17 protein-coding genes are annotated in these 24,416 nt (G+C 58.2%); 11 read left to right on the forward strand and 6 right to left on the reverse strand.

All coding sequences use genetic code 11. From position 1 onward, the window contains the following. Positions 1 to 24 precede the first annotated feature (24 nt). Entirely contained in the window at positions 25 to 1,794 is a 1,770-nt protein-coding gene (locus tag B7364_RS01825) for an AAA family ATPase (RefSeq protein WP_085338239.1), read from the reverse strand. Positions 1,795 to 2,066: 272 nt separating this feature from the next. Here B7364_RS01825 and B7364_RS01830 point away from each other — a divergent pair, with 272 nt between their 5' ends. The 7 genes from B7364_RS01830 (at position 2,067) to B7364_RS01860 (ending at position 11,600) form a co-directional block, all read left to right on the forward strand. Continuing rightward, positions 2,067 to 2,909, forward strand: coding sequence for a PGN_0703 family putative restriction endonuclease (locus B7364_RS01830; RefSeq protein ID WP_085338240.1), 843 nt, complete (start codon positions 2,067 to 2,069; stop codon positions 2,907 to 2,909). A 113-nt stretch (positions 2,910 to 3,022) separates the two neighbouring features. Next, positions 3,023 to 3,271: a hypothetical protein gene (locus B7364_RS01835; protein WP_085338241.1), complete on the forward strand. Its 249-nt coding sequence runs from the start codon at positions 3,023 to 3,025 to the stop codon at positions 3,269 to 3,271. A gap of 85 nt (positions 3,272 to 3,356) precedes the next feature. After that, positions 3,357 to 6,683, forward strand: a complete 3,327-nt coding sequence (locus B7364_RS01840) for a TM0106 family RecB-like putative nuclease (RefSeq protein ID WP_085338242.1) — start codon at positions 3,357 to 3,359, stop codon at positions 6,681 to 6,683. 11 nt (positions 6,684 to 6,694) lie between these two features. After that, positions 6,695 to 7,420, forward strand: a complete 726-nt coding sequence (locus B7364_RS01845; protein WP_085338243.1) for a DUF4268 domain-containing protein — start codon at positions 6,695 to 6,697, stop codon at positions 7,418 to 7,420. Positions 7,421 to 7,430: 10 nt separating this feature from the next. Beyond that, positions 7,431 to 9,695, forward strand: a complete 2,265-nt coding sequence (locus tag B7364_RS01850) for an AAA family ATPase (RefSeq protein WP_085338244.1) — start codon at positions 7,431 to 7,433, stop codon at positions 9,693 to 9,695. Continuing rightward, positions 9,695 to 10,933: an McrC family protein gene (locus tag B7364_RS01855; protein ID WP_085338245.1), complete on the forward strand. Its 1,239-nt coding sequence runs from the start codon at positions 9,695 to 9,697 to the stop codon at positions 10,931 to 10,933. The genes B7364_RS01850 and B7364_RS01855 overlap by 1 nt, the downstream gene beginning before the upstream one ends. A 97-nt stretch (positions 10,934 to 11,030) precedes the next feature. Beyond that, complete coding sequence (locus tag B7364_RS01860) at positions 11,031 to 11,600, forward strand: hypothetical protein (protein WP_198534000.1); 570 nt, start codon at positions 11,031 to 11,033, stop codon at positions 11,598 to 11,600. A 72-nt stretch (positions 11,601 to 11,672) separates the two neighbouring features. On the opposite strand, the gene B7364_RS01865 is transcribed toward B7364_RS01860, so the two are convergent. Both B7364_RS01865 and B7364_RS01870 read right to left on the reverse strand, forming a co-directional pair. Next, on the reverse strand, positions 11,673 to 12,053 hold the full coding sequence (locus tag B7364_RS01865; RefSeq protein WP_157893422.1) for a hypothetical protein: 381 nt from the start codon (positions 12,051 to 12,053) through the stop codon (positions 11,673 to 11,675). Between the two features lie 76 nt (positions 12,054 to 12,129). Next, on the reverse strand, positions 12,130 to 13,596 hold the full coding sequence (locus B7364_RS01870; protein WP_232780769.1) for a hypothetical protein: 1,467 nt from the start codon (positions 13,594 to 13,596) through the stop codon (positions 12,130 to 12,132). Positions 13,597 to 14,435: 839 nt separating this feature from the next. Here B7364_RS01870 and B7364_RS01875 point away from each other — a divergent pair. Continuing rightward, complete coding sequence (locus B7364_RS01875; protein WP_085338248.1) at positions 14,436 to 15,425, forward strand: ArdC family protein; 990 nt, start codon at positions 14,436 to 14,438, stop codon at positions 15,423 to 15,425. A gap of 330 nt (positions 15,426 to 15,755) precedes the next feature. Here the strand turns inward: B7364_RS01875 and B7364_RS01880 are convergent, their stop codons facing one another. Both B7364_RS01880 and B7364_RS01885 read right to left on the reverse strand, forming a co-directional pair. Further along, a complete protein-coding gene (locus B7364_RS01880; RefSeq protein ID WP_085338249.1) occupies positions 15,756 to 19,850 on the reverse strand; it encodes a hypothetical protein in 4,095 nt (1,364 codons plus the stop codon). Positions 19,851 to 19,856: 6 nt separating this feature from the next. Further along, positions 19,857 to 20,996, reverse strand: a complete 1,140-nt coding sequence (locus tag B7364_RS01885) for an ATP-binding protein (protein WP_157893424.1) — start codon at positions 20,994 to 20,996, stop codon at positions 19,857 to 19,859. A gap of 91 nt (positions 20,997 to 21,087) precedes the next feature. On the opposite strand from B7364_RS01885, the gene B7364_RS01890 reads away from it, so the two are divergent. After that, positions 21,088 to 22,185, forward strand: coding sequence for a type IV toxin-antitoxin system AbiEi family antitoxin (locus B7364_RS01890; protein WP_085338251.1), 1,098 nt, complete (start codon positions 21,088 to 21,090; stop codon positions 22,183 to 22,185). Next, complete coding sequence (locus B7364_RS01895) at positions 22,185 to 23,114, forward strand: GSU2403 family nucleotidyltransferase fold protein (protein ID WP_085338252.1); 930 nt, start codon at positions 22,185 to 22,187, stop codon at positions 23,112 to 23,114. Before B7364_RS01890 ends, B7364_RS01895 begins: the two co-directional genes overlap by 1 nt. On the opposite strand, the gene B7364_RS17970 is transcribed toward B7364_RS01895, so the two are convergent. Next, positions 23,086 to 23,286, reverse strand: coding sequence for a hypothetical protein (locus tag B7364_RS17970; RefSeq protein ID WP_198534001.1), 201 nt, complete (start codon positions 23,284 to 23,286; stop codon positions 23,086 to 23,088). The genes B7364_RS01895 and B7364_RS17970 overlap by 29 nt on opposite strands. Before the next feature lie 944 nt (positions 23,287 to 24,230). On the opposite strand from B7364_RS17970, the gene B7364_RS01905 reads away from it, so the two are divergent. Then, positions 24,231 to 24,398, forward strand: a complete 168-nt coding sequence (locus tag B7364_RS01905; RefSeq protein ID WP_157893425.1) for a single stranded DNA-binding domain-containing protein — start codon at positions 24,231 to 24,233, stop codon at positions 24,396 to 24,398. Positions 24,399 to 24,416: the final 18 nt, after the last annotated feature.

Genomic DNA, 24,416 nt, shown 5'->3' on the forward strand with positions numbered 1-24,416 from the left:
GACTCTCATAAAGAACGAGGGACCCTAAGGGCTCAGGTCACGGTCTGCGGCTTCCTGAAAGGCTTCGGCAATGTTCTGCTCGGTTTGGCCGACATACATGCCGAAGAGATCGCTGCCCCGCTTTTCGATCACTTCCAGCCCCATCCGCCCGGCAATCCAGTGGGCAAAGGCGCTCTTGCCCGTTCCTGGCAACCCATAAAGGCAGAAGGATAGGGCGCGTGTTTGGCAGGCAACCGCCTGATCAGCCAGATGGGCGAGGTCGCAGTCGGCCTGTGCGAAGGCGGGGTCAAAGCCCATGCCGGCAAGGTCCTTCGCTGAGGCTGGCCGACGGACATCAAGGGTGCGGGTGACGCTGCGCGCCACAATAGTTACGTCCTTCTCGTACCCGCCGGCCAGTTTTGCTGCTCGCGCCGCCAAAGCCACCACAGCCGGCGGCGTGCCGTCTTCAGCGAGCGCCGCCAAAGTTTCCGGGGGAACCTTGAGCTTCTGCTTGGCAAGAATTCTTTGGGCTATCTTCGCGGATAGCTCAGCACTTGGTGTTTTGATTTCGATTGAAAGGCTCATGCGGCGCAGAACGGCGTCGCCCAGATTGCCTGCATCATTTACAATCAGGATCGTCGGTGAGGCCAGTTCTTCCAGCATCTGGTTCATATAGATTTTTGACCCGTCGCGCTTTCTGGCGGGCGCAAACATTCGCCGCCAGCCACCTGCACCATCATTGAAAACATCGTCGGCTTCGTCAAAAACCAACACGGCATCCTTGACGTTTCGTGTCAAAGCCGAAGCCATGGAGAGGGCGGCAATGCGGTCAGACCGACTGGCTTCATCGCCATCGGAATCGGCTTCGCCCACCATCCAGGTCTTGGCCCCAGCCTTAGCAACTAAAGTCTGTGCAAAAGCTGATTTACCTGTGCCAGGTGGCCCGTGCAGCAAGATCACAACACCCTTCGCGTTATCGGCCAAAGCACCTTGGATCAAGCGAAGCGCGACATCCCGAACCGGTGCCAAGTGCTTAAAGTCTTCCCATTTGGTGGGCACCTCACGCTGCTTGCAGCGCCTGCCGATCAAATCCTGCACGATAGAGCGTTGCCCGGAACCTGAGCGAACTTGTGCTGTCCGCAAAATAGGCGACGACAGTTCCGCATCCTGAAGGCATTGCGAGACAAGTCGAATGCGACGCAAGCGACCACGTCGATCGGTCACTTCTTCAAATTCACTCGCGCTCAGCCCCAAAGTCATGGCAACTTCGAGCCATCGCATATCAAGTCTGTTTTGGTAGTTGGGGATCTGGTCCCAGTTATCATAAAATACGCCACAGCAGAGGCTACTATATGCCGCGTCAGTATTAATCCGCAGCAGAAGTCCCAGCACTCGGCTTTCGGCAGAGGACAAACCAAATGCTTCCGACATGGCGTCGATCCGGCGTTGTAATGGGCTTTTGCGCGCCGGCAATTCGGGCTTTTCTGTTTTTGTCCAAGTCAGAACAGCTTTCCGCATGGCAGAGTTGGAGACCGGAATTTGGTCTTCCTTGAGTTCGGGATCGACGTCGCCAAAAGACGCTTCAAATTGATCAACGCTCGCCGCATAGGCTAGTTTCCTGCGCAAAGCTTCAGGCGTCACGCTCTCACCAAAAGTGCCCTGTGGAACGCCCAATGTACGATGATAAGTCGCCAGCCAACAAAGCGCATTCCTGAAGTAAATCGCTTCTCGAGGGGGGAGTTGAAGTTTCCGACTCGAGAGGCCCAAAATCGTGCGTGCGTAATCGCCCAGAATGGCGGCTTCATAGGGGTGCATGGGGACCTCTTTTGGATAGGGGATGGGGAGGGGAAAGACTCCATTCTATCCGCGAACGCGACAAAATCGGTCGTGCGCGCGCCGACTAGGAAACATCGGCACTTTCGCTGGAGAATGTGTTGAAAATCTCTTCCGAAATGCCCCGTGAAAAGCGGCTGTAACTTTGCCCAGCGCGACACCCCCTCGACCGTTAGCGACCAATTCTGTCGCCTTGGTTGGGTAAGTGCTTTCTATGGAGTTGCTGTGACCACCTTTAGAATTATACTCGCCCAATGACAGATCCGAAGATTTCTTTGACTGCCGCTAGAAGCCGCTCGCTGGCCGCATTGCGGGAAGCTTTTATCCGTCAACGCCCCGACATTCGCCTGGATGCTAACGGCTATGCCGACGACTTCCGCGACACGCTGCTGACCAGGGTTTCGCCGCAGGATTTCGAGGCAGATCTGAGTGCCGGTGACGGCAATGAGCTTCAAACGAAGTTCCGGGCAATCCATTCCTCGTCAGGCCTGGCGGTAAATTGCTTTGCACCCTTCCGCCGCCAGATCGTAGATCTGTCGATAAAGCGCGGCGAGACTTTTGACGGGCTTCAGTTCGAGCGCAAATGTCCGACAGGCCTTAGAGGCGGACGATCCCCTAATTTGGACGTGTTGCTTTCGGGCCTAGCTGGGATTGTCGGCGTTGAGTCAAAATTGAGCGAGTATCTGAGCCGGCACAGCGCGAAATTCTCGCCAGCCTATGAACAACAGATCCGCGATGATCGACGCGACAGCGGATACTTTCGTGAGATGGTCCGGCTTATGGCCGCGCCTGATAGCTATGTCCTTCTAGATGCCGCGCAATTGATCAAGCACGCTTTTGGCCTTGCACATACCTTCAAGGATAGGCCGACTTCATTGCTCTACCTCTATTGGGAACCGGCAAATCCGGAAGACAATCCAGCCTTCGCGGCCCACCGCGCAGAGATTGCCGAGTTTGCCGACCGGGTTGCAGGCTCAACGCCGAGCTTCTCAGCGATGAGTTATCCGGAGTTTGGGCGTGAATTGGAGTTTGCGGGCCCCGCATGGGTTCAAGCGCATTTGGCTGAACTCAGGCAGCGCTATTTGGTTCTGATTTAGGCCTTCAATTGAGCTGGTTCGATTTAGGCCTTGAGCCTGTCGCAACCGGTTCTGCCGTGTCTGTCCTACACAGAATTTAAGGGTCGGCTAATGCGGCCGAAGGAGCTCTCTCAGTGCGGATTGTGATCTTCATCCTGATCCTTATCGCGGTTGTCGATGGCATCGGTAAGCTCATGAATTTGGGCTGGCCGAAGCTAATAGTCTGTATACTGATTTTAGCGCCAGTGCTGATCTATGCCTTCAGGATTGAGGGGATGCCAATGGATAAGCGTGGCCGCCCGCTCTTGTTTGGCCTCTTGATGGCTATCCCGACAGCGGTCTTGCTCGCCCTGGTGTTGAGTTCGGACGGCCTTTTCAGTTAGGTTCAGACCTGATTACTTCGTCATTGCTTTGCTACTTTGTCCCTGCGCGACCGATTCTGTCGCCTTCATCCGATAGTGATAGCTTATGACACAACTTCTCTCTCCCTCCCGCTTCATCGATTTTTTAGCTTGCGCCCACAAGGAGGCCCTGCGTCGTGCAGGTGTCGAGAAAGATGAGGAAGATGCCAGCACCGTTTTGATCCAGGACAAGGGGTTCGAGCATGAGGCTGAAGTCCTAACAAAGCTCGAGGCGCGCTATGGCAAAGCGGTCGCCATTCCGACCGGGGTCAGCCTGGACGACAAGGTTGCGGCGACCCATCAGGCCATGCGGGAAGGAAGACCGCTTATCTATCAAGCAGCGCTGGCTGGTGCGCGTTGGATGGGTTATCCCGATTTTCTGGTCCGCGTCGAAGGACCGAACGGGCCCTATTATGAGCCCCATGATGCAAAGCTAGGCCGTAGGCTAAAACCTTCCTATGTCCTGCAACTTTCAATCTATGCCGATCTCTTGGCTGAAGCTGGCTGGCCAAGACCACCAGAAGGTCGGATCCTCCTGGGTGGGGCAGCGAACATCGATAATGATGAGGCAGGTTGGGTGAAGCTGGGTGATTTCGCCCATGTCACCCGGCGCCTCAAAAGCCAGTATGAGGCATTTGTCGACGCGGGCGCCTCAAATACTAAAGCTGTGCCCTGCAATGCCTGCAGCCAATGCAGCTATGCAAGCCGCTGCGAGGCTGAATGGCGCGCTGCCGACAGCTTACATTATGTTGCTGGCATTGCGAGCAGCCAGCGCCTGAAGCTGGAGACTAAGGATATCACGTCGCTGCAGCGTCTAGTGGATACCAATTTGACGGCACGCGATTTGGGAATTGGTGAAGAGGCGTTTGCTCGGATCAAGCGGCAAGCCGAGCTCCAAGCTAAATCGCGAGAAACCGGCTCGATGCATTGGGAGCCTAAGCCCTATGAGCGGGGCAAGGGCTTTGCGCTTTTGCCACCAAAGGAAGAGGGCGACCTTTATTATGATATCGAAGGCGATCCCTTGTTCGGCCCAACCGGGCTCGAATATCTGCATGGCGTTTGGGGCCCCTTGGAAGGTGGCGCGCCACGCTTCACAGCTTTCTGGGCTCATGATTACGCCGAAGAAAAGGCGAGCTTTGAAGCCCTGATGGATGCCTTTGCCCGTCATTTGAAGCGCTTTCCAAAAGCGCGCATTTATCATTACGCCCCTTACGAAAAGACTGCTCTGTGCAGGCTCTCCACGCACTACGGCACACGCGAGAACGAACTTGACGACATGCTGCGGCAAAAGCGCTTTGTCGACCTCTATGCGGTTGTCCGCCAAGGAATTTTGGCCTCAACCGAAAGCTATTCCATCAAGAAGATCGAGGCCTTTTACGGAATGGAGCGCGACGAAGCCGTCACCAGCGGAGGCGATTCCATCGTCGAGTATGAGCGCTGGCGCGAAACGGGCGATCTAAAAATCCTAGAAGATCTCGCAGCATACAACGAGAAAGACGTACGCTCGACAGAGGCCTTGCGCGACTGGCTCGACCAGATCCGCCCTCCGGGTGCCCATTATAATCCCGTGGGTGAGAAGGATGATGAGGCCGCGTCACGCGAGGCAGATCGCCTTGTCCGCGACGAGGCTCGTCTCGCCCTCGCTGAACAGGTGCGTGCTTCCAATGTCGCAGAGCCAGAGGTTAAGGACCTCGTTGCCGAACTAATGTGGTTTCATCAACGCGCCGACAAGCCTGCATGGTGGGCTTTCTTCGAACGAATGGAAATGAGCGTGGAGGATCTGATCGATGATCTAGACGCAATAGCTGGCTTGACGCGGATCGGCCCTCAAGAGGTCGAAAAGCGCTCCTTTATCCAGAAGTTTTCCTGGCCGCAGCAAGACACAAAACTCCGAGTGGGCGGGACACCCGTCATTGTCGAGCAAGGCGTGTCGGCGGGCACTTTGGTTGCGATCGACCGGGATCGCCGCACAGCCACCCTGAAGCGAGGTATGAATTCTGGTCCGTGGCCTGAGAGTTTCTCGCTTGGTGCCCAGACGCCTCTTAAAAACGACGGACTTCGCGCAGCCGTTCAAGCCGTCGCGCAGGCGCTCGCTGAAGGCGAAATAGACGGGTTGCACGCCTTGTTGGATTTTGCCCATCGCAGGGCACCAAATCTAAAGGGCTATGCAAAAGGAGAGGCAATCATTGCTGATGGCGAGGATCTCGTTGCCGGCACCATTCGCGCGATGCGGGCCATGCAATCGACGAGCCTATTTATTCAAGGCCCGCCGGGCACCGGCAAGACCTACACAGTCTCGCGCGCAATTGCGGCGATGCTGAAAGACGGCAAACGGGTCGCGGTTTCGTCCAATAGCCACCACGCAATCAATAATCTGATCGCGCGGGTCGAAACGGCGGCTGATGAGCTCAAGCACAGCTTCTTTGGCGTGAAGGTTGCCCGCTATAGTGGTGGCGAGAATGCCTATACGGGCAAGCACATCGTCACCTCGAGCGGCGGCAGCATTGCCGGTAGTCCTGATCTGGTTGCTGGTACGGCTTGGCATTTCTGCAAATATGATCTGGCTGAGTTTGACTATCTCGTCATAGACGAGGCAGGCCAAGTCTCGCTTGGCAATCTCGCCGCCATGGCGCGCTGTGCCAAAAACATCGTGCTGGTTGGCGACCAGATGCAATTGCCCCAGCCAGTGCAGGGCAGTCACCCCGGCGAGACTGGAGCATCCCTCCTAGACTATCTGCTTCAAGGTGCGGCAACGGTGGCCGCTGATCACGGCATTCTGTTGAATGTCTCTTGGCGGATGCATCCAGATCTGTGCGGCTTCATCTCAGACGCAATTTATGACGGCAGGCTTTCCGCCCACTTGCAAACCACAGGCCGGATCTTGAAACTGAAGCGTGAGGCAGATCCGGCCCTTGCGCCCTCGGGTCTGCGCTTCGTGCCCGTGCCCCACACTGGCAATCGCCAAGATAGTCTTGAAGAGGTCCAGCGGATCAAGGGAATTGTAACAAGCCTACTCTCGCAGATGTGGACGGACGAGAAGGGTAATACGCGACGCCTGACATTGGACGATATTCTGATCGTCGCCCCCTATAATCTCCAGGTCCAGCTCCTCCTCCAGCATTTGCCGGATGGGGCACGGGTCGGCACCGTCGACAAGTTTCAGGGTCAAGAAGCCCCGGTTTCGATTGTGTCTATGGCCACATCCAGCCCGGATGAAGCCCCCCACGGTACAGACTTCCTGTTTAGCCGGCAACGTCTCAATGTAGCTTTGTCCCGCGCCAAAACCCTCTCGCTCTTGGTCGCCAGCCCCGCACTTCTTGACTATCCCGCCAAGACAGTCGACGACTTGAGGTTATTGGATTTGTTCGTTCGCGCCGCAGGACACGGGATTTAAGGGATTTGTCTATGACCGAAGTACGCAAATTGACGATCAGCGAGGGGGCAATCCTGCAGGGATACTTGCGAGTGGGATCCTTAATCTCTCTGTTTCCGCCTGACACAATTGGCGGCAGCAACAAGAGTAAGCTGGGCGTCCCAGTTTCTATCCAGTTTGGTACTGCTGTGCCCGTCGAAACAGATATCGCAGGCGACAAGCTAATTCTTCGGGAACGTGGGGCCGTCCGCAAATTCTATGAGGTAGCAAATGCTGTTCCTGGAGACGAAGTCCTGGTCGAGCGTGTCGCCGAGCGAGAGTTCAAGGTTAGTTTGATTAGGCAATCAGGAGATCATGAAATGGCAGATAGTTCATTCTGGCAGGCATTGGCGATAAAGTTGGAGAGCCGGGATGCTGCTTGGCGGAACTCAGACAAGCATTGGGTTAGGCTCGCTACGAACAAGGGAGCCTATATCTCTGCCGTTCAAAACGCTCGAGAAAAATGGGTGCGGATCGGCATCGGATTGGACGGGGCACGCGTCAATGAAATGCGCCAACAGGCGCTCGCACGCCGTGCGAGCATAGAAGCAGCAGTCGGACAAGCCATGGAGTGGGATGGGGTAGAGGGCCGAAATAAGTATCAGTTCTTTCTGAAACTCCCCTGTGATCCAGCGGACTTGAGCGACAGACCCCGCCAGATTTCCTGGATTGCAAGCTTTGTTCCGGCCCTGGAGGCCGAGCTCCGTAAGTTCACCTGAGCCAATAAACATGGTTATTGACCGGATCAAACTCGATGCCTGTGTTGCGGCCTTCAGGTCCCAACTCGGTGGCTTCGGAAAGTTTACCGACACAGAGGGTTCCTACGCGGCCTACGAGCGGGCGTACAAGGACGAGCTGATGTCCGTTTACAAGGACCTGTTGGAACCCTTGACCGCAGGGGGTGGAGCCGATCAGGACTGGTTTGGGCAGATGTTATTGCTTCTGAAAAAGCCGCTGAAGAGCTTTGGTCCGAACCGCCGCCAGAACTTTGTACCCTGGCAATTGATCGATACGCTAGGTAAAGCGCCCGAAAGCTGGCAAAACGCAATGGGTCGGGCTTTGGGGAAAATGCTCGCCTCCCCGTTGCTGCCGGACGAGGCTTTTGGCGCTTTCCAGGCTGACTGGCAAAGCGCATCTGGATTGATCGAGAACAATACCATCGAAGCGGGCCTGAAGCCTACCAACGGCCGTCTGCATGCACTTGGCGGACTTCTTCTGGCTCTTTCCAGGCCGGAAGAGGCGGTCTTCGTCCGCCCGGGGATTTGGAAATCCCGGGGTTTGGCGCTCGCGAACGAGGATCTGTTTCCGGCTGGCGAGACTTTCGCGCAAGGCTATCAGCGATGTCTGGCGTTCGCACAGGCTCTTTTTATCGAGCTCCGGAGAATGGGCCTCGAGCCGAAGGATTTATGGGATGTGCAAGGTTTTCTTTGGGTCCTCGGGAAGCATGAAGACACAGATGCCGCAGAAGAACCCGAAATGACAGGAGAGCAAGAAATGCCCCCCCTCCATTCGCTCAATCTAATTCTTCATGGTCCTCCGGGCACAGGAAAAACCTTCCAAACAGCGAAAATCGCTGTCGAAATGTGCGGGGAGGTAGCCCCCGAGGATCGTGACGAACTCATGTCCTCGTACCGCCGGCTATCCGACACTGGCCGGATTGAATTTGTCACATTTCACCAGTCATTTGCTTATGAGGACTTTGTCGAAGGACTGAGGCCCGTCCAGATCGAAGGAAGTGCGGGTTTCGAGCTGCGACCGAATGACGGCATTCTGAAAAGAATTGCCGCTAAGGCGAATGCGGTTTCAACCGTGAATGCGGAGCCAGGCTTTAATGTCACCGGCAGACAAATATTCAAAATGTCGCTTGGCCGTGCCTTCATTGAAGAGGATGCTTATCTCTATGAGGATTGCATCGAGAACAACTATGTAGGGCTTGGTTATGGCGGCGATATAGATTTTTCCAGCGATGACTTTTCCAGCAATCTTGCAATCCGTGACCGGTGGCGGCTTGAGAATCCCAATGCCGTTGCAAATGACCCGAATATCCAACTAATCCATGCACTTCGTAACTGGATGAAGGATGGTGATCTGGTCATCATAAGCGAGGGTAACTCTCGTTTTCGGGCGATTGGCGTTGTCGCAGGTCCTTACGAGTTCAAGGCAGACGCAGCACCTTTCTACCGCCATCGCCGGAACGTAAAATGGCTCTGGCAGACAGATCAATCCTTACCTTATGACCTGATCCAGAAGAAGCGCTTTAGCATGGTGTCCTTGTACAACCTAGCCAACGCAGGGCTGAACCTAGAAGCTCTGAGCGACTTAGTCGCGCCAAAGCAGTTAACCGTATCTGGTCAATTGCCCCATGTTCTGATTATCGACGAGATAAACCGCGCCAATGTTTCAAAGACCTTTGGCGAATTGATTACGCTCTTGGAAGACGACAAGAGGCTCGGCGCACAAAATGAAGTAAAAGTTCGTCTGCCGTACTCCGGCGAGACTTTTGGCTTACCGGCGAATTTGCATGTTCTGGGCACCATGAATACCGCAGATCGCTCAATTGCCTTGCTGGACACCGCTTTGCGACGCAGATTTGCTTTTCAGGAAATCATGCCCGATCCCGACGTTCTGGTCGAAAGCGTCGACGGGGTTCCGGTCAAGGCTATCCTCGAGGGGCTGAACGAACGGATCGAATGGCTTTACGATCGCGACCACCTTGTCGGTCACGCGTGGCTCATGAGCGCTCGAACAGATGAAGAGCTGAGCATCTGTTTCCAGACAAAAATCATACCGCTACTAAAAGAGTATTTTCATGAAGACTGGGACCGCGTGCGCGCGGCGCTCGGTGAAACCGATAATACATCCTTCTTTGTAGCCAAATCCCCGATCAGGCCGCCCGAAGGCTATGGCGGGGCAGTAGACCGGTACCGCTACACAATCCAGGAAGGGCCCTACGGCCGTGCAGCCTGGCTGCAGGTCGCAGGCGACCGGCTATAGTGCCCGAGGTTCGGCGTTGGACTATTTTCGAGCATGGCGCTCTGCGACTGCAGGGCGACGGGCCAAGTGTCGAACAAGCTGACGCGCTCTTCGATGCCGCCGTGACCGCCAAATCGCACTTGCGTGCCCTGCACTGGAAGACACGTCTGGAACTGATGGCAGATCGGCATGTCGGGATTGTCACGGCTTCTGGATGCCAAGTGGAAATCTTGCCCAAACTCGAACGGGACAGCACAAGTATTTCCGAGCGGACTAGCCTTGTCCGGATGCTGCAACACTGTGGCGACATTCCTTTTGTTGGAGGCGAAGCCGCTTCGGCAAACTGGGATGATTCCGATTTGCTCGAAATCTTTGCTCGTTGCTATCTGCAGGCACTGTTAGTTGAAGCCCGGCGGGGACTGCCGCGCGCCTATATTCGCGAGGAAGACGACTTACGGGCTTTGCGGGGCCGTTGGGACCCCATCCGGCAATACACGGTTTTGGCAGCGAGGCCTAACCGGCTGGCTTGTGCCTTTGACGAGTTTTCGCTGGATACTCCCCTCAACCGAATGTTGAAGGCAGCAGCAAGGGTAGTGCGATTTGCGGTCACGCGGCCGGCAGTTCAGGCGCTTGCTCTCGAGGCCGAAGGTCTCCTCGAGGAAGTGACCGATCTACCACCTTCACATGCTGTTACACTCGCTCCCCTGATCGACCGGACCAATCACAGGCTACTCGATCTCCTGAACTGGGCGAAGTTACTCTTGCAGGGCAGCCGCCAAGATACACGAGGAGGTACAAGACAAGGCTTCCGGATCCTGTTCGATATGGCCGAAGTGTTCGAGCGCTATGCCGCGGCTGAACTTCGCTCCATCTACCAGCCACAAGGCTGGTCGGTTACCGCGCAGGGTGGACGTCTGAAACTGGTGTCCGAATGCGACACGGGCGTACAGGCATTCGAGACCTTGCCGGATGTGATCCTGCGGCGCGGGCCCGAGACCTGGATTATCGATACAAAATGGAAGCGCCTTGAACCGCCTTTCGATGCAAAGCACGGGGTCGCGCAATCAGACTTGTATCAGATGGCCGCATATGCCCGCCGCTATAATGCTCAAAAAGTAACCCTGCTTTATCCGCACTGGTCTGCTTTGGGTCCCGAACCGCTAGTCTTGAAATCTTGGAATTTGCTGCCTTTTGAACCGGACAAGACCATAGTCGAGATTGCCACCTTGGGGGTAAGTCCAGCCCATTATTCGTCCTGAGACTTTCGGATATCAAATTCTTTGCTCACCGTATGATGGTGCCCAAGGCTTTGGTTCCCCGCAGGGCCCAACGCGACATTGAAGGGAGAGTCGACAAATGAAGAAGCCAGAAACCGTAGCTGCACTTACCGATCTGGGGCGTGTACGTTTGTCAAAGTCCTTTTTTATGCGCGACATGCTCTATTCAGAAGTCGCGATGATGCATGGTCTGATCAATGTGCCGGATGATCCGGATCTTGCGATTGCTGCGGGCACTCGCCTTTGCGAAGACTTGCTTGAACCTCTTCAAGATCAGTGGGGGCCGATCGCCATCCGATCCGCCTACCGATCGTGCGAGGTCAATAGCCTCTGCAACGAGATGCAGCGTGCAGGCAAAGCGGGCTATTCTTGTGCCTCCAATGAAGCCAACTACGCCAAGCATATTTGGGATCGGCGCGACGCCGATGGATTTATGGGTGCCACCGCGTGCATCGTCGTCCCGAGTTATTGGGACGCCAATCATGAGACGGGAAGTTGGCAGGGCCTTGCACGCTGGATCCACGAGAACCTGCCCTATTCCAGCCTCTACTTCTTTCCAAAGTATTGGGCCTTCAATATCAGCGGGCACGAGAATCCTGAGCGCCGGATCGATAGTTATGTTGAGCCTAAGGGACGATTTTTGCCTTGATGGAGGCGATTGCTGAGTTTCGAATTCAGCATCCACATTTCCCGAAAGTGGATGTCTGACACTGCCCTGTCATCACCCGCCCATGCGTTGGTTGTAGAGCAGTCCGCCAAGCTTCCGGATACCATGGATGCTGATGACGCGTTGCTCGGCCAGTCTCGCTTCTTGCTCGCTTGGGAACATTTTAAACTGCACGCCAAGCCACCCTTTAGGTTGGGCTAGGCAATAAGCCTGCAGCTCTGGATTGACCATCGTTTTCCCAACCGGCCCATTACGAAGATCGTCTTTTGCCAAATGCGCTTTGAGCCGTGACTTGCTATTGGCAGTCCCGCAATAAACTGGCTTATCCTTTGCTATGTCCCATAAGAGATAGACGGCAGTGCCTGGCCAAGCAGTCATGGCGGAAAGCCTCGCGGCGCAGAACTCTGCGGACATGATTGGTCCTAAGTCAGTCATGCTGCTTTCCCCTTTTAACCTATTGTCGTTTGCAACTGCGAGGCGTCAGACCCGGTCGCCGGTATTGACTCGCCCATTAAGCATCGTTGCCGGAGCCTTTAATGAAGTCGTGCTTGGCTGCATGGAATTCCGTCATCCACTCTTGAAACTGCCCCTCGAGAGTCTCCACACGTGACTTCGCGTCTGCAATCATCTTGATTAGCACCGACCCCTCGCCTTTGACATAAAGCAGGTTTGAAAACAGGGCTGCGGCTAGGGTGTTGGCGGGATAAGGCGTGAAGCCCTGTCCTATTGCAATCGCAGGAATTACACTCGTGACCTTGGTTTCAATGAGTGTTGACCAGTCTTGACCGTCTCGCATCGCAGTAGACCGAATTTCATGAATGCTTTCTTCGGGATTATTCACACCCTGAACGCCAATCACATTTTGCGCCTCCGAACCGGGAAGAAACATAAGACGGTCAATTGACGCCCAAGGCAGGTGATTGACGACCGAAGTAACTGGGATTGGATTCAGCGCATCGCCCGGAGTTGGTTCTGAGACTGAGACGTCAGGCTGCTCATGTCCTAGATAGCCAGCTCCATCATCCGCGAAACGCAGGTTCGAAAATGGCCAAGCCTCGACCACCAAGCCAATCCTAATAGAAAGGGTGGATCCCACCTTTGTAGGAGCCAGCACCAGGTGGACTCGCTGTGGGTGAGACTCCAAGACTTGTGGCCTTGGATAGAATTCATCGTCACTTTGTGGGGCGAAAGTCGCATTATCTGTCCCTCTTCCGAACTGAAATCCGTGAATGTCGCCGATATGAACACGCGGCAACAGCCCCGGCACCGCCGTGTGACCCAACTCATCGGCAATGGGGAACCCGTCAAACAAGAAGCGATTTGGTATGGGATGTCCGAGGAAATCTGCCTCTTGGTCCATGTTATGTGCACTGCTTGGCGCACTTTCGAATTCGCCAAAAAACTTTGACGTGTCCACATCCACTGGGATCAGCCATAGCTTGTCGCCGCACCAGTGATTGAAATAGCTCTGTTCAAATTGGGCTAATGAAGCTTGAAAACGCTCCCGATAAACCTGCTCTGGCCAAGGTCGATGGAACAATTGAAACTTCGCCAAGCGCTCGAAATAGGTCTTGAGCCCGGGAACGGCGCTCTCTACTTGCTGGATAAACGCTTCACCGAGTTCTGCGACAGCGCGCGCCGCATCGAAATCGATCTTGGCATTCTTAAATGGATCCGGATCGTAGGACGTTCGCGCCAACAGCCGCAATATTGCTTCCGCCTCCATGTCCTCCCCGGACACAATGTTATGAGGTTTGAGCTTCAATGCCACTTTTGCCAAGTTCGCGAACTCTCTCGCAGACGAAGCGTACTCGTCTGTCTTCTTTTCCGCATCTTCCTCAAAGCGCACATATCGCAGTCGCTTGGCCCAACTATGTTCAAGACCACATTGGTCCCATACTTGGCGCAAGGCAACTTTGGGTGCGATGCCCAGGTCGAGTGCCAGTTCGGAAATCAGATCACCAAGGTTCCGTGCCATTTGCTTTCGATCCGCCAAGGGCAGCCGCGCTTGGTCTTTCAACTCGCTCCAAACTTGATGTGCTTTCGCATAGCGCTTCTCATTCTTATCGCGCTCAAAAGAAGAGTTACGCTCTTGAGCGTCGCTTTGTGGCCATGGCCCCCGCACTACATTTTCCATGTTTAGCGTCCCCATGCCTTGAAAGATTGTCGTCCATGTCCGCGTGCATCTGTTTTCTTCGGGCTACGCCGATACATTGTCAAAACTCGTCCACCACGAATGACCCAAGTTATGCGTCTTAGCCTTGCAATTTGTTCTGGCCGGACGCCCGCCCTGATCGCTAAAGCAGCTGCCCTAGAACTCATCTGAACGTGCACAGCGTTGTCATGAGCTGGCACTTCAATGTCTGCCCAATTTTGAAAAACTTGGCAGTCGTCTAATCGAATAGACCGGTCAAGACGACGTACTTCTGCATGTTGGGTCATGATGTCCTGCATATGTCTCTCCTATCACTACAAAAGCAGGATAGGATCATCCTCGGAAAACATCATTACCTTTATTGGGAAATTTTCTGGTAAAAAGTAGGACATATATTGGAAAATAATTCAGAGAATCTAGTCAGACATACCCCGGTTGTGCCTTTCACTGCCCCCATCGGCCCAAAATCCCTGCACCCCTACCCGTCTGCCCGCAACCATTCGGTCGGGCGCTACGCTTCCGCCCCGGTCTGGACAAGGCGAAACCACCGGGGTGCGGGCAGTCTTGCAGCGGTGCGGTTTGTTGATCTCGGCCGATGGGGGCGGCGCGAGCTCATGGTGAGTATCGCGTGAAGCAAAATCCCATCGGCGGAGGTCTCCGCCATGTCACTTTCAATCGCCGCAACTCATAATGCCCGCTATTCATCAGCATCCGATGAAGTTCGTCTCACGCCCCATGAGCGTGTCACAGCTCAAATCAGTTCTCTTCTCGAACGCGGTGTTCGACCCTGGATCAAGCCATGGGATGATATTGCGCCACCTGATGCGTTGGTCTTGCCCCTGAGATCATGCGGGACGCCCTATCGCGGCATGAATATCATTGCCCTTTGGGCTGCCTCATTGGAATGTGGCTTTCGGTCACGCCATTGGTTTACGTTCAAACAGGCCCTGGCCATGAAAGCCTGTGTTCGCAAAGGTGAGCGCGGATCCTTTGTCGTCTATTATACGCAAGTTGGCGATAAGTCAGATGGTGATGGAAAGCCTTCTCGGGCTCCCAAGGCCAAGGGTGCCAAAGGCGAAGAGACTGGTGAATCCCGGCGTATCCTGCGCGGCTATACCGTCTTCAATGCCGAGCAAATCGAGGGTCTGCCGGAAACCTATTATGCGCCTCCTGAAACGCCTGTCATTCCTCGCACCCCGATCACCATCAGTGAAGCTGAGACCCGTTGGGCTACTCTCTTCGCGCGCATCCCCGTTACCCTTCGCAATGGTGGCAACCGGGCATTCTACTCCAAGGCCGCTGACTATATCCAAATGCCTCTCCGCGAGGCCTTTCGCAATGGCAGCCAATATTGGGCGACGCTTGCCCACGAGACCGCCCATGCCTCCCGTCATGAGACCCGTCTTAACCGCGACTTTGGCCAGACCCGTTTTGGCGATGCAGGCTATGCTCTGGAAGAGCTTGTTGCTGAACTCGCCAGCGCCTTTATCGGTGCGCACATTGGCCTCCCCGCTGATCATCTCGAAGATCATGCCGCCTATATCGATGGCTGGCTCAAGGCGCTTGGTGATAATCCCTCGTCCTTTTTGACCGCTGCGAGCAAAGCACAAGCTGCGGCGGATTGGGTTTTGAAGGAGATGGGCGTGATGTGAGTTTGGTGCCATGTTCCGCGCAAACTCAACTCATAAGGCGGTCATTCCCCGAGTCCACGAATGGGGAGGAATGGCCGGTTGCTGAACGGCAGGTTTTGGGAAGCGATGCGCGCTTGGCTGACATTGAACAGGGCAAAACGGCTATGGAAGTTTTCGAACAGACCCGGCCGTTCGCTCAATTCTCCGTCAACGTCTCCTCGAGCCAACACCTGTCGCCGGCCGCGGCGAGATATCCGCTTGCTCACCAGCCAGCGCTGGGGGTGGGTGCGGATGGTCCGGGCTGGAGGTCGGGAAAGCAATTCGCGGCACTCCGCGGTGCCTTCGATTGGCTCAGCGAAGGGCGGCGATCCTTGCTTGCAGACCCATCGCCGTACCGACCTGAGCGCGGACCAGCCGGGCGACGATCTCGATCATGGCATTGCGCACGTCGATGCGTGCCAGAACCTCGGATGCATGATGGGCTAGGACGACGTCGATTACCTCGGCGATATTGTTGCCTATCGAGGTGCGGCCGAAGCGTTCGGTGGATGCCAGCGCCTGAGCCAGCCAGAGGACGCCTTCCAGGCGCAGGTCGCGGCCGGCTTCCGTCGTAAGGAAATGGGCGAAGTTCCCGATATCGTCCTCGTCCTTGGGCATCTCGCCCTTGGCCCAGCGGCGATAATAGTCGACAAGCTCGATGATGCGATCACGAGCACCGGATGGCTGGCTGAGTTCGATGGGAGATCCCAGTCCCAGCAACTTCTCCAGCATGTCGCGGCCACGATACCAGCGTCGCTTCGTGGTCCAGTCCGAGCCGAAGGCGTAGTCGAGCATGGCGCGCCAGATCGCCATGAAGCGCTTGGTGTCGATGGGCTCGAATAGCTGCAGGAACCAGCCCGCGGCGAATTGCTCCACGGCATGATAGCCATTGGGCCCGATTGCCAGGATCGAGCGCCATAAGGGATCCGGATCGTCTTTGGGCGCCGCCATTACGAACGGCGCCGCGATGCGCAGAATCGAATAGCCCATGCCGCTCGGCAGGTCGTATTCGTCATCGTCTTCGGCGTCGTCGAACGGATCGCCGTCGCGCTCTCCTTCCATGCGCCAAGCCTCGAAGGCCCAGAGCTGGCCGACCAGCCGGCGATTCTCCGGATCCTGCGCGGTGCGTTCGACCGCTTCGTGATTGAGCAGCCATGCAAAGCCCGGTTCGAGAATATGGGTGCTGAGGCCGACAAAGCGGCGTGACTTGCCGGTCAGCCGGCTGGGCCTCTCGGGATAATTCCGCGCGCGTCGGCGCTCGAGCAGGCGCTCGACCCGCCGGGCGATGCCGGCGGGATCAAGGATGTCGAAGGTGGCCGGCCGCCCAAATATCGGCTGGGCACGCAAGCGATCACGCCAACGCTGCCATGCCGGTGCATATTCGTCTTCCTCGTACCGCGGCGATAGCCGGGTGAGGCCGGCAAAGAGCAGCAGCAGGAAGTTGAGGCGGTACCATGCCGGACCGAGCCGGGCGCGGTGGCGCTCGGCCTGTGCCATCAGGGTTGAAATCGCGGCTCCGCTCCGGCCCGTCAGCACCGTGGCGAGTGCCGCGTCCCATGCCGCGGGCACCGGGGCGTCGAGCGCGGCGTGGAGCGCGCCGATGGCCGCGAAGCGAAGCGCCTCGCCGGCATTGTGATCCTCATCCTTCGGCAGCGTGTCGACATGGGCGATGACGGCGCGTATGACCGCCTCGGCTTGGCGCGCGGTCTCGGGGTTCTCGCGGTACCAGTCTCCGCCGCGCGCGATCAGCGTCGCTGCCGCCGCAGCGATCATCGGAAGCCGTTCGTTAGTCTCCGGCAGGGCGTCCGCCGGGTCGGGCAGGATCTCGGCGAGATACTGGGCGCTTTGCTCTGCAAGGTCCGCCGGGCGCGCCAGGATCTGCTCGCATTGGTGCGGCAGCGTCAGGGGTTCCAGCTTGGCATTGGCATTTGCCTGATAGGCGATCAGGTCGGCTTGCAGGTCGGCGGGATAGATCAGCCGCATGACCGTTTCGCCGGTTTCCTCGTCGGTTACGGCGTGCCGGTTGGCCGGATCGAATTCGCTTCGCAGCATCCGCTGCTCGAGCTGCCGCTTGGTATCGTCCGGTACCGGCCAGGCGGCCGCCGCAGCCATGGCATAGTTCGCGAACCGCGTGTCCGCGGCCGTGAGATCGGCGATGACGGTGCGTAGATCGGTGCGGCGATGCGGCGCGAGCACCCACTCGCGCGCCATGTTGAGGACGGCTTCGCCCTGCCGATACCAGTTGAACGTGTCGAAGCCGAGGCTGCCATGCTCGACCCGCTGTAGGTCCCAGCTATACAGGGCTTCGATCCCAACCAGCGGGCGTAGCGGGCCTTTGAACAGGTCGGGCCGATATTTCCCTAGATTGACCAGCACGCCGAGGATCGCGGTCGAACTTTCGAACGCGAGGAGGCGGTCGCACCATGGCGCGAGGTCCTCGCCTGCATCCGCCTTGAGAACGAGCCAACGTTCCAGCGCGTCGAGCGCGTTGAATAGCTGGCCGTTGGCGGTCGATTTCTGCTGCGACCAGCCGAACTGCCAGGCCGTTCCGGTAAATCGCCGGGTTTCGCCGTTGGGCAAGCTGAGGGAAATTGAGGGAATGACGGCATCCGGCGCGGCGTCCGCAGCCCAGCGTTCCATGGCAAAATCGAGAAGCTTATTGAGGGCAGCGAGTGCCCGCTCGGGCTGCAGCTGGAGAAACGGGAAGAACGCGCTTTTCCAGAAGATCGTCGGATAGCTCTGCTGGTCATATTCGAGACCAAGATCCCCCTCTGGACGCAGTGTGCGGCCATATTCGCGCGTCGGATTGCCTTCGATGATGGCGGCGAGCAGCACTTCCGAAGCGACCGCGGGATCAACTTCCATCAAGGGCGTGAGAGCGTTGCCGTGCAGCACGGCGTCGCGAAAGGGGCTCGCGAGCTTGCTGGCTGGCCCGAGCGGCCAAGGCGGGAGATCCTCGCGGGTGGAGATGAACCTCAGGGGAGGCGGGGGCTTCTTGCGCGCAGGCACCGCGTGCGCAGCGGCGGCTGCACGTGCGGCCGCAGCTGCGCGATCGGCGCTCCGCAGGGCCTCGGCACGGGCCAGCACCGCATCGGCGGGCTGCCTGCGCTCCGCCATCTCGAGCGCGAAGGCAGCGACATCGGCCGGCATTTCCGCCGCGCCGAGCAGAGCTGTCGTGTAGATGAGCTTCGCGTCGCCGCCGCCGCCATGTAACCGTCGCGCAAGGTTCTCGACCTGCCGGGTTCGGGCGGTTTCGAGTGCAACCCGCGCCATGATGTCGCGCAGCGGCATCGGCTGATCGCCCAGCATGCGGGGCAGCGAGGCGAGCCATGCCCGGCAGACTCGCGCCACGATCACTGCGCCGAGACCGCCAATGCGCTCGGGCTGCAGCTGGAAAAACCGGCCCATGGGCGCCCACCGCGCCAAAACCGGGAAGCGCATGTCCGCCTCGAAATAGATGCGCAGGCCATTGTCGACTGCGAGATGCTCCGGGATGCTCGGCACGGTCGCGATATGGAGGAACCGGTGCAGCAGCCGTTTGAATAGCGCGCCCTCATCGGCGAACATCAGCTCGGCGCGGTCGACGAGATGTCGATCGAGCTGCGGGTCGAGGCACAGGGCGTCGAGCAGCAAGTCGCCCGCCTCGACATAGCCTGCAGCGGAGACGGCCGCGAACGCAGCATCCCAGCCATCCCTGGCCTGGTCGGGTTGGGAGAGCAGGAACTGGCCGAAAAGACGGAGCGCGCCGAGCCAGAGTGGCTGCCGGGCAATGGTCGCCCACTGAGGAATGTCGTCGGCGATTTCCTTCAGCCGCTGATATCGCGCCCAGTCGGCGACGAGATCGTGGCGGAATGCGATGCGGTTGCGCGCGTCCACGTCGAGCGGCAAGTCCTGCGAGCGCTGGTCGAACGCGGCCAGGTCGCCGCTCTCCAGGTCGCTGATCCGGAAGCTGCGCTCGAAATCCGCTTCGCGCACCGCAAGCCGAACGAGCAGGCGTTGCAGCTGCGCGCTCGCGGCGCCCTGGGTCCAGCGCGCCCATAGGCGGTCGGCGATCGCCGCGGTCGAGGTGAGGGCGGCGCTGTCGGCCTGCTGGAACGAGGAAGCCGCCGCGATCACCCAGCCGAGCGTTCGAAGATTGGCGAGCAGCGGGAGGATGTTGGGATCGCCGGAAATCCATCGTAGCGCCGGAACGCTGTCCAGAGCGGTCCGGACAGCGCCATTGGACAGGGTCGAGACAGGAAGTCTCGGCCAAGCACCCGCCGCCGCGACGCTCTCGATCTGGCCTTCGAAGCCCGAAAGCTGCGAGATGAGGACGACGCGCCATGCCTGATTGGTGGTGAGCGTGCGCAGGAAAGCATCCAGCTTCACCAACGTCGTCGCGTCGAGGCGTTCGACCGCATCGAGCACCAGCAGCTAGTCCTGGCCGGGCGCGCGCTCGGCGATGAATGCGAGGTCGCGATCGAGGCCGAGCGCCTGCCGGCGGGCGGCATTGAGGGCATCGCTCAACGCCTCGGGGCCAAGCCAGATTTGGACGACGCTGGGGAAGGAGATGTCAAGGGCGCGGCGAACCAGGGCCGATTTGCCGACACCTGAATCGCCGACGACGACGCAGCCGGTCCCATCGCCGAGCGCTGCGGCAATCCGCCCGCTCTCCGCTTGTCGTTCGACCACGTGGCCATTGGGGAGCGCCATTTCGATGCCGGCAAGATGGTCGACCGAAAGCGCTTCGAGCTGGTGCCACGCCCCGGCGATGCTCGGATGCGCCTTGAGGATGAAGCGCTGGCTGAGAACGCCCAGGAGTTCTGCGAGACGGATCGTGCCATTGCCGAGGCGCGCCGTCTCGGCTGTCTTGATCAGCGCCGCCCACAGCGCGTCCGTTTCCTCGGCATTTTCCGAAAGGAGCGCGCTACGGCAACGCTGCTTGGTCTGGGCAAGCGAAGTGGAGGGCTCGAGCTGGAAGTCGAGGGGGTAGATTTCCAGCGCCGATATAAGGGCCAGCGTCTCTTCGTCGCTCGGTCTTATGGTACCCTGCGTACCCGGATCGCGGATACTGTCGAACACGCGGCGATGGGTGCTGGTGGCGTTGATTCTGGCCAGCGCAAGCGTGGGATTGGCACCGGTAACCCATTGCTTCAGGTCGGACCAGATGCGGTCGAAGGCGACATTCCTGCCTCGCGTGACGAGCGCGATGGTATCGGTGGCGCGATTGAACGGGTCCGCCTTTCGCCACATCGACCATGCCGCTTCGGCAAAGTCTTCCGGCCAACCCGAGGCGCTGACCTGGACATTGCTCTTGCAGGAGATTGCGAGCCGGTGCTCGGTGCCGGCGGAATCGCGGCCGATGCAGATCAGATCGTCGATTTGCCAGCCGGCCGCACCCGCCTGGGAAAGCAGCCCGATGCCCGGACAGCCGATACCGTCTATCGTCTGGTCGAGCAGCATCTTGCTCAGCAGATCGGCGGCAACCAAGTCCTCGAAAGCGAAGCCGGCTCCGCTCGTCGAGCGGGTCGTCGCGACTTTCTTGCGTTCCTTCTTGGGATTGGGTTCCGACATGTCAGCCATATATCCGATATTTGCTGTCCAGCAAATATGGACAGAATAGGGAATATTCGCTATATGGCCAATATTCACTGGGCATCAAATTATGGACGAACCTGAAATAAGCGAGGCGGAACTGGTTTCCGCGCTGGTTGCCGCGATCGAGGCGCTGCCCGATGCCGGAGCGCATATCGTTCATCGGAACATGCCCGCTCACTTGCCGGGCGACGAGCGACGGGAGATCGATGCGCTACTCCATGTGGGGATCGCGGGGCGGCAAGTCCAGCTGCTGGTCGAAGTAAAGCGCGAGGCTTTCCCCCGCGATGTCCGCGAGCTGCTCTGGCAGTTTCGCAACTATGCCGCGCATCTGAACCCGGGCGCCGACCAGCTCATTCCCTTCATCGCGGCGCGATCGATCTCGCGGGGCGCGCGCGAGCTGCTTCGGGAGGAGAATGTAGGTTTCTATGATCTCGGCGGTTCACTCTTCATCCCGGGGCGTGACATCTATGTCCTGATCGACCGGCCGCCACCCAAACGGACGCGGCGCATCCTCTCGATCTTCGAAGGCCAGAAGGCCAGGACGATCATCACGCTATTCGCGCACGGCGATCAATGGGTCGGGGTCAGCGAATTGGCGGAGCTTGCCCAAGTCTCGCCGGCGACAGCGTCGGCTACCTTGAGCGCGATGGAGCAGCACGACTGGGTCGATGCAGAAGGGGCGGGGCCATCCAAAGTTCGCAGGTTGCGAAACCCCAAGGCGCTCCTCGACGAGTGGGCCGCCTATGTATCGGAGCGGAAGCCGCCAAAGGGCGCGCGCTACTATGTGCCGGCGGCGGACGCGGAGACGCTGTGCCGGAAGCTTGATCATGTCTGTCGGTCGTACGACCTGCCCTATGCCGTCACGGGCGAGGCGGCTGCCCAGCTCTACGCCCCCTATCTCAGCAGCATCTCGCAAATCCGTTGCCGGATGGCTCCGGGCCAGCTTCGCAACCGCGCCCTCGATCAGATGAGCGCCCGGCCGGTGAGCGAAGGCTGGAACCTCGCCGTGATCGAGAGCAAGGGGACAAACGACATTATCGTCGGCGACGAGATCGGCGGTGTCGCGCTGGCGCCGCCGCTTCAGGTCTATCTGGACCTCCTTCAGGGCTCGGGACGCGCCAAGGAGATGGCCGCACATCTGCGCGATCGGAGGCTGCTGGCATAATGGCGAAGCCGAAGACGATGGCTGGCTATGGCCAGCCGGTAACCGAAGCGTGCGAACGGGTCCTGGTGACGCTGCTCCGCAATCTCGGGCCCTGGCGCGATTCCGTGTTCCTAGTGGGAGGGCTGGCGCCGCGGTACCTGGTCAAGGCCCGTCCGCCGGAGGTGCCACCCCATGCCGGCACCGCCGATGTCGACGTCGTGATCGACATCGGCATGCTCGCCGATACCGAGGCCTATCGGACCCTCGAGGAGAACCTGCACGCAATGGGCTTTTCGCGTGCGACCAACGACAAGGGTGCGAAGCAGTCCTGGCGCTGGATCGCCGAGCTCGACGGCGGGGCCATGATCCTCGAGTTTCTGGCGGACGATCCCGAGCTTCGGGGCGGCCGCGTTCAGGAATTGCCCACCGAAGGCGGCGTCTCGGCGGTCAACATCCCACACGCCTCGATGGTCTTCGACCTGCATGATTCCGTCGAGATCACCGCAGAGCTGCTCGATGGCAACGGCCGCGCCACGGAGACGATTCGATACGCCGACATCGTAAGCTTCACCTGCCTGAAGGCATTCGCCTTTGATGACCGGTTCGAGCGCAAAGATGCGCATGACCTCGTCTATTGCCTCGAGAATCACGAAGGCGGCATCGATGCGGCGCGGGACGCCTTCGCTCGCGCCCTTGAGGGCGCGCATGGCGACGTCGTTCTCGATGCCCTGCGCCGTCTCGAGCGCCGATTCTGCGACGCCAAAGCGCCCGACGATTCCTACCGGATGGACGGCCCGGTGGCGGTGGCTCGCTTCGAGGACCGCGATGCCGCAGTCGACGAGGACGGTGAGGCCGCGAATCGGCTGCTGCTGCGCCAACGCCAGGTCGCATATGTCATCGCAGAACTAGTTTTCCCTCTCCTTACGCGGGAGCCGGCGTCAAGGGTGTGAACAGTGTCCTAATAAAATAGGCAACGTAGTTGAGCAGCCCTTCCTCGCGATCGAGGAAGAAACGGATCGCCCAAATATGCTTCTGAGTCAGCGGCCTCTTCGTGCCAACCGTTTTGCCGGCATTCCAAGCCATTCGGTTCTGCAGGGCGGGATCGAGGTGAGAGTAGGTCATCTTCATTCTCCTTAGCCGTGATTGGCCAAGGTTTAGGATGGGCACCAACCATTTAGGCTCGGCCAAAGCGGACATCGCCGCGCCTAAGTTCCTATGGCCGCTTTCGGGCGATGCCAGCGATCTGCCTAATGACGGGGATGAGGGCGCAAAGCTGGTCGTCCGAAGCTGGTGAAGCCCCCCTTAGCCCTCCGCTGCCAAAAGGGTGCATCTGTATTTCCTAGCCATTGTCGTCTGACTGTAAGATTGGCACGCAGGGCTTTTCCAAAGTCAGGTTTCAAATGTGGCCGCATTTGATTTGGCTTGCTGTTCGAATCTTCCAGTCTTTTTGCGGATGGGCCAACGGCAATCTCAATGACAAGCGTGCGGAAGATGTATGGTCGGCTTGTCACCTAGGCAGGCACCCGATCACAAACCCGCACAGTTTGCCTTTGGACCATCCCAATCCTCGCCGTGTTGGACGAAGGAGAAGTCAGCAATGCGATGCCAAAAAGGAAAGTACGGAAGTGTGCCGTTTGCCTTCGCTCTGACTTCAGCGCACAAACCCGTGGCTCAGGCGGGTGACGAGTTGCCCCTAGTCGGCTTTGCCGCCTTGATCTCATTTATAACGCCGACACCGACGTATGCCCCGAATTGGCCTCTCCCATGATGATAAGTCTCTCCAAGGTTTGCCTAGGTCTAATCCCGTGGCGGATGAATGACCCATCAGGGGAGATCACGTTGCACAGATCAGAAACTACAATCGTCGGCGAGCGATGACGATCTTCGATCTCAAGGGCCCGTGTTGTCGCTGCGCTCCGGCCCGCACCAAGCCCTTGCATCGCCCACAGCGGGGTAAGGGATAGGACCCGCTTGCCTAGTGCCGATTGATGTTCAGCTCCGTCGCAACCGCGACCCCCGACGGGAACACACCCACGGGATCACGACCAAGCAATGGAGAGACCATCATGGATAAGGCCAATTTCGAAATCGTTGGAAACGTCGGCAAGATTGAGATCAAGACTTTCGGCAAGACCGGCAAACTCGCAACCCTCAGCGTCGCCACTTCAGAGCGCTGGAAGACCGAAGACGGCACACAAAAGGATCGGACCCACTCACATGAAATGTGTCAATGACCAAAGTTGGGTTTTTAG

Origin of the sequence: Aquidulcibacter paucihalophilus (assembly GCF_002105465.1) — a bacterium.
In the GTDB taxonomy this organism is placed as follows: domain Bacteria; phylum Pseudomonadota; class Alphaproteobacteria; order Caulobacterales; family Aquidulcibacteraceae; genus Aquidulcibacter; species Aquidulcibacter paucihalophilus.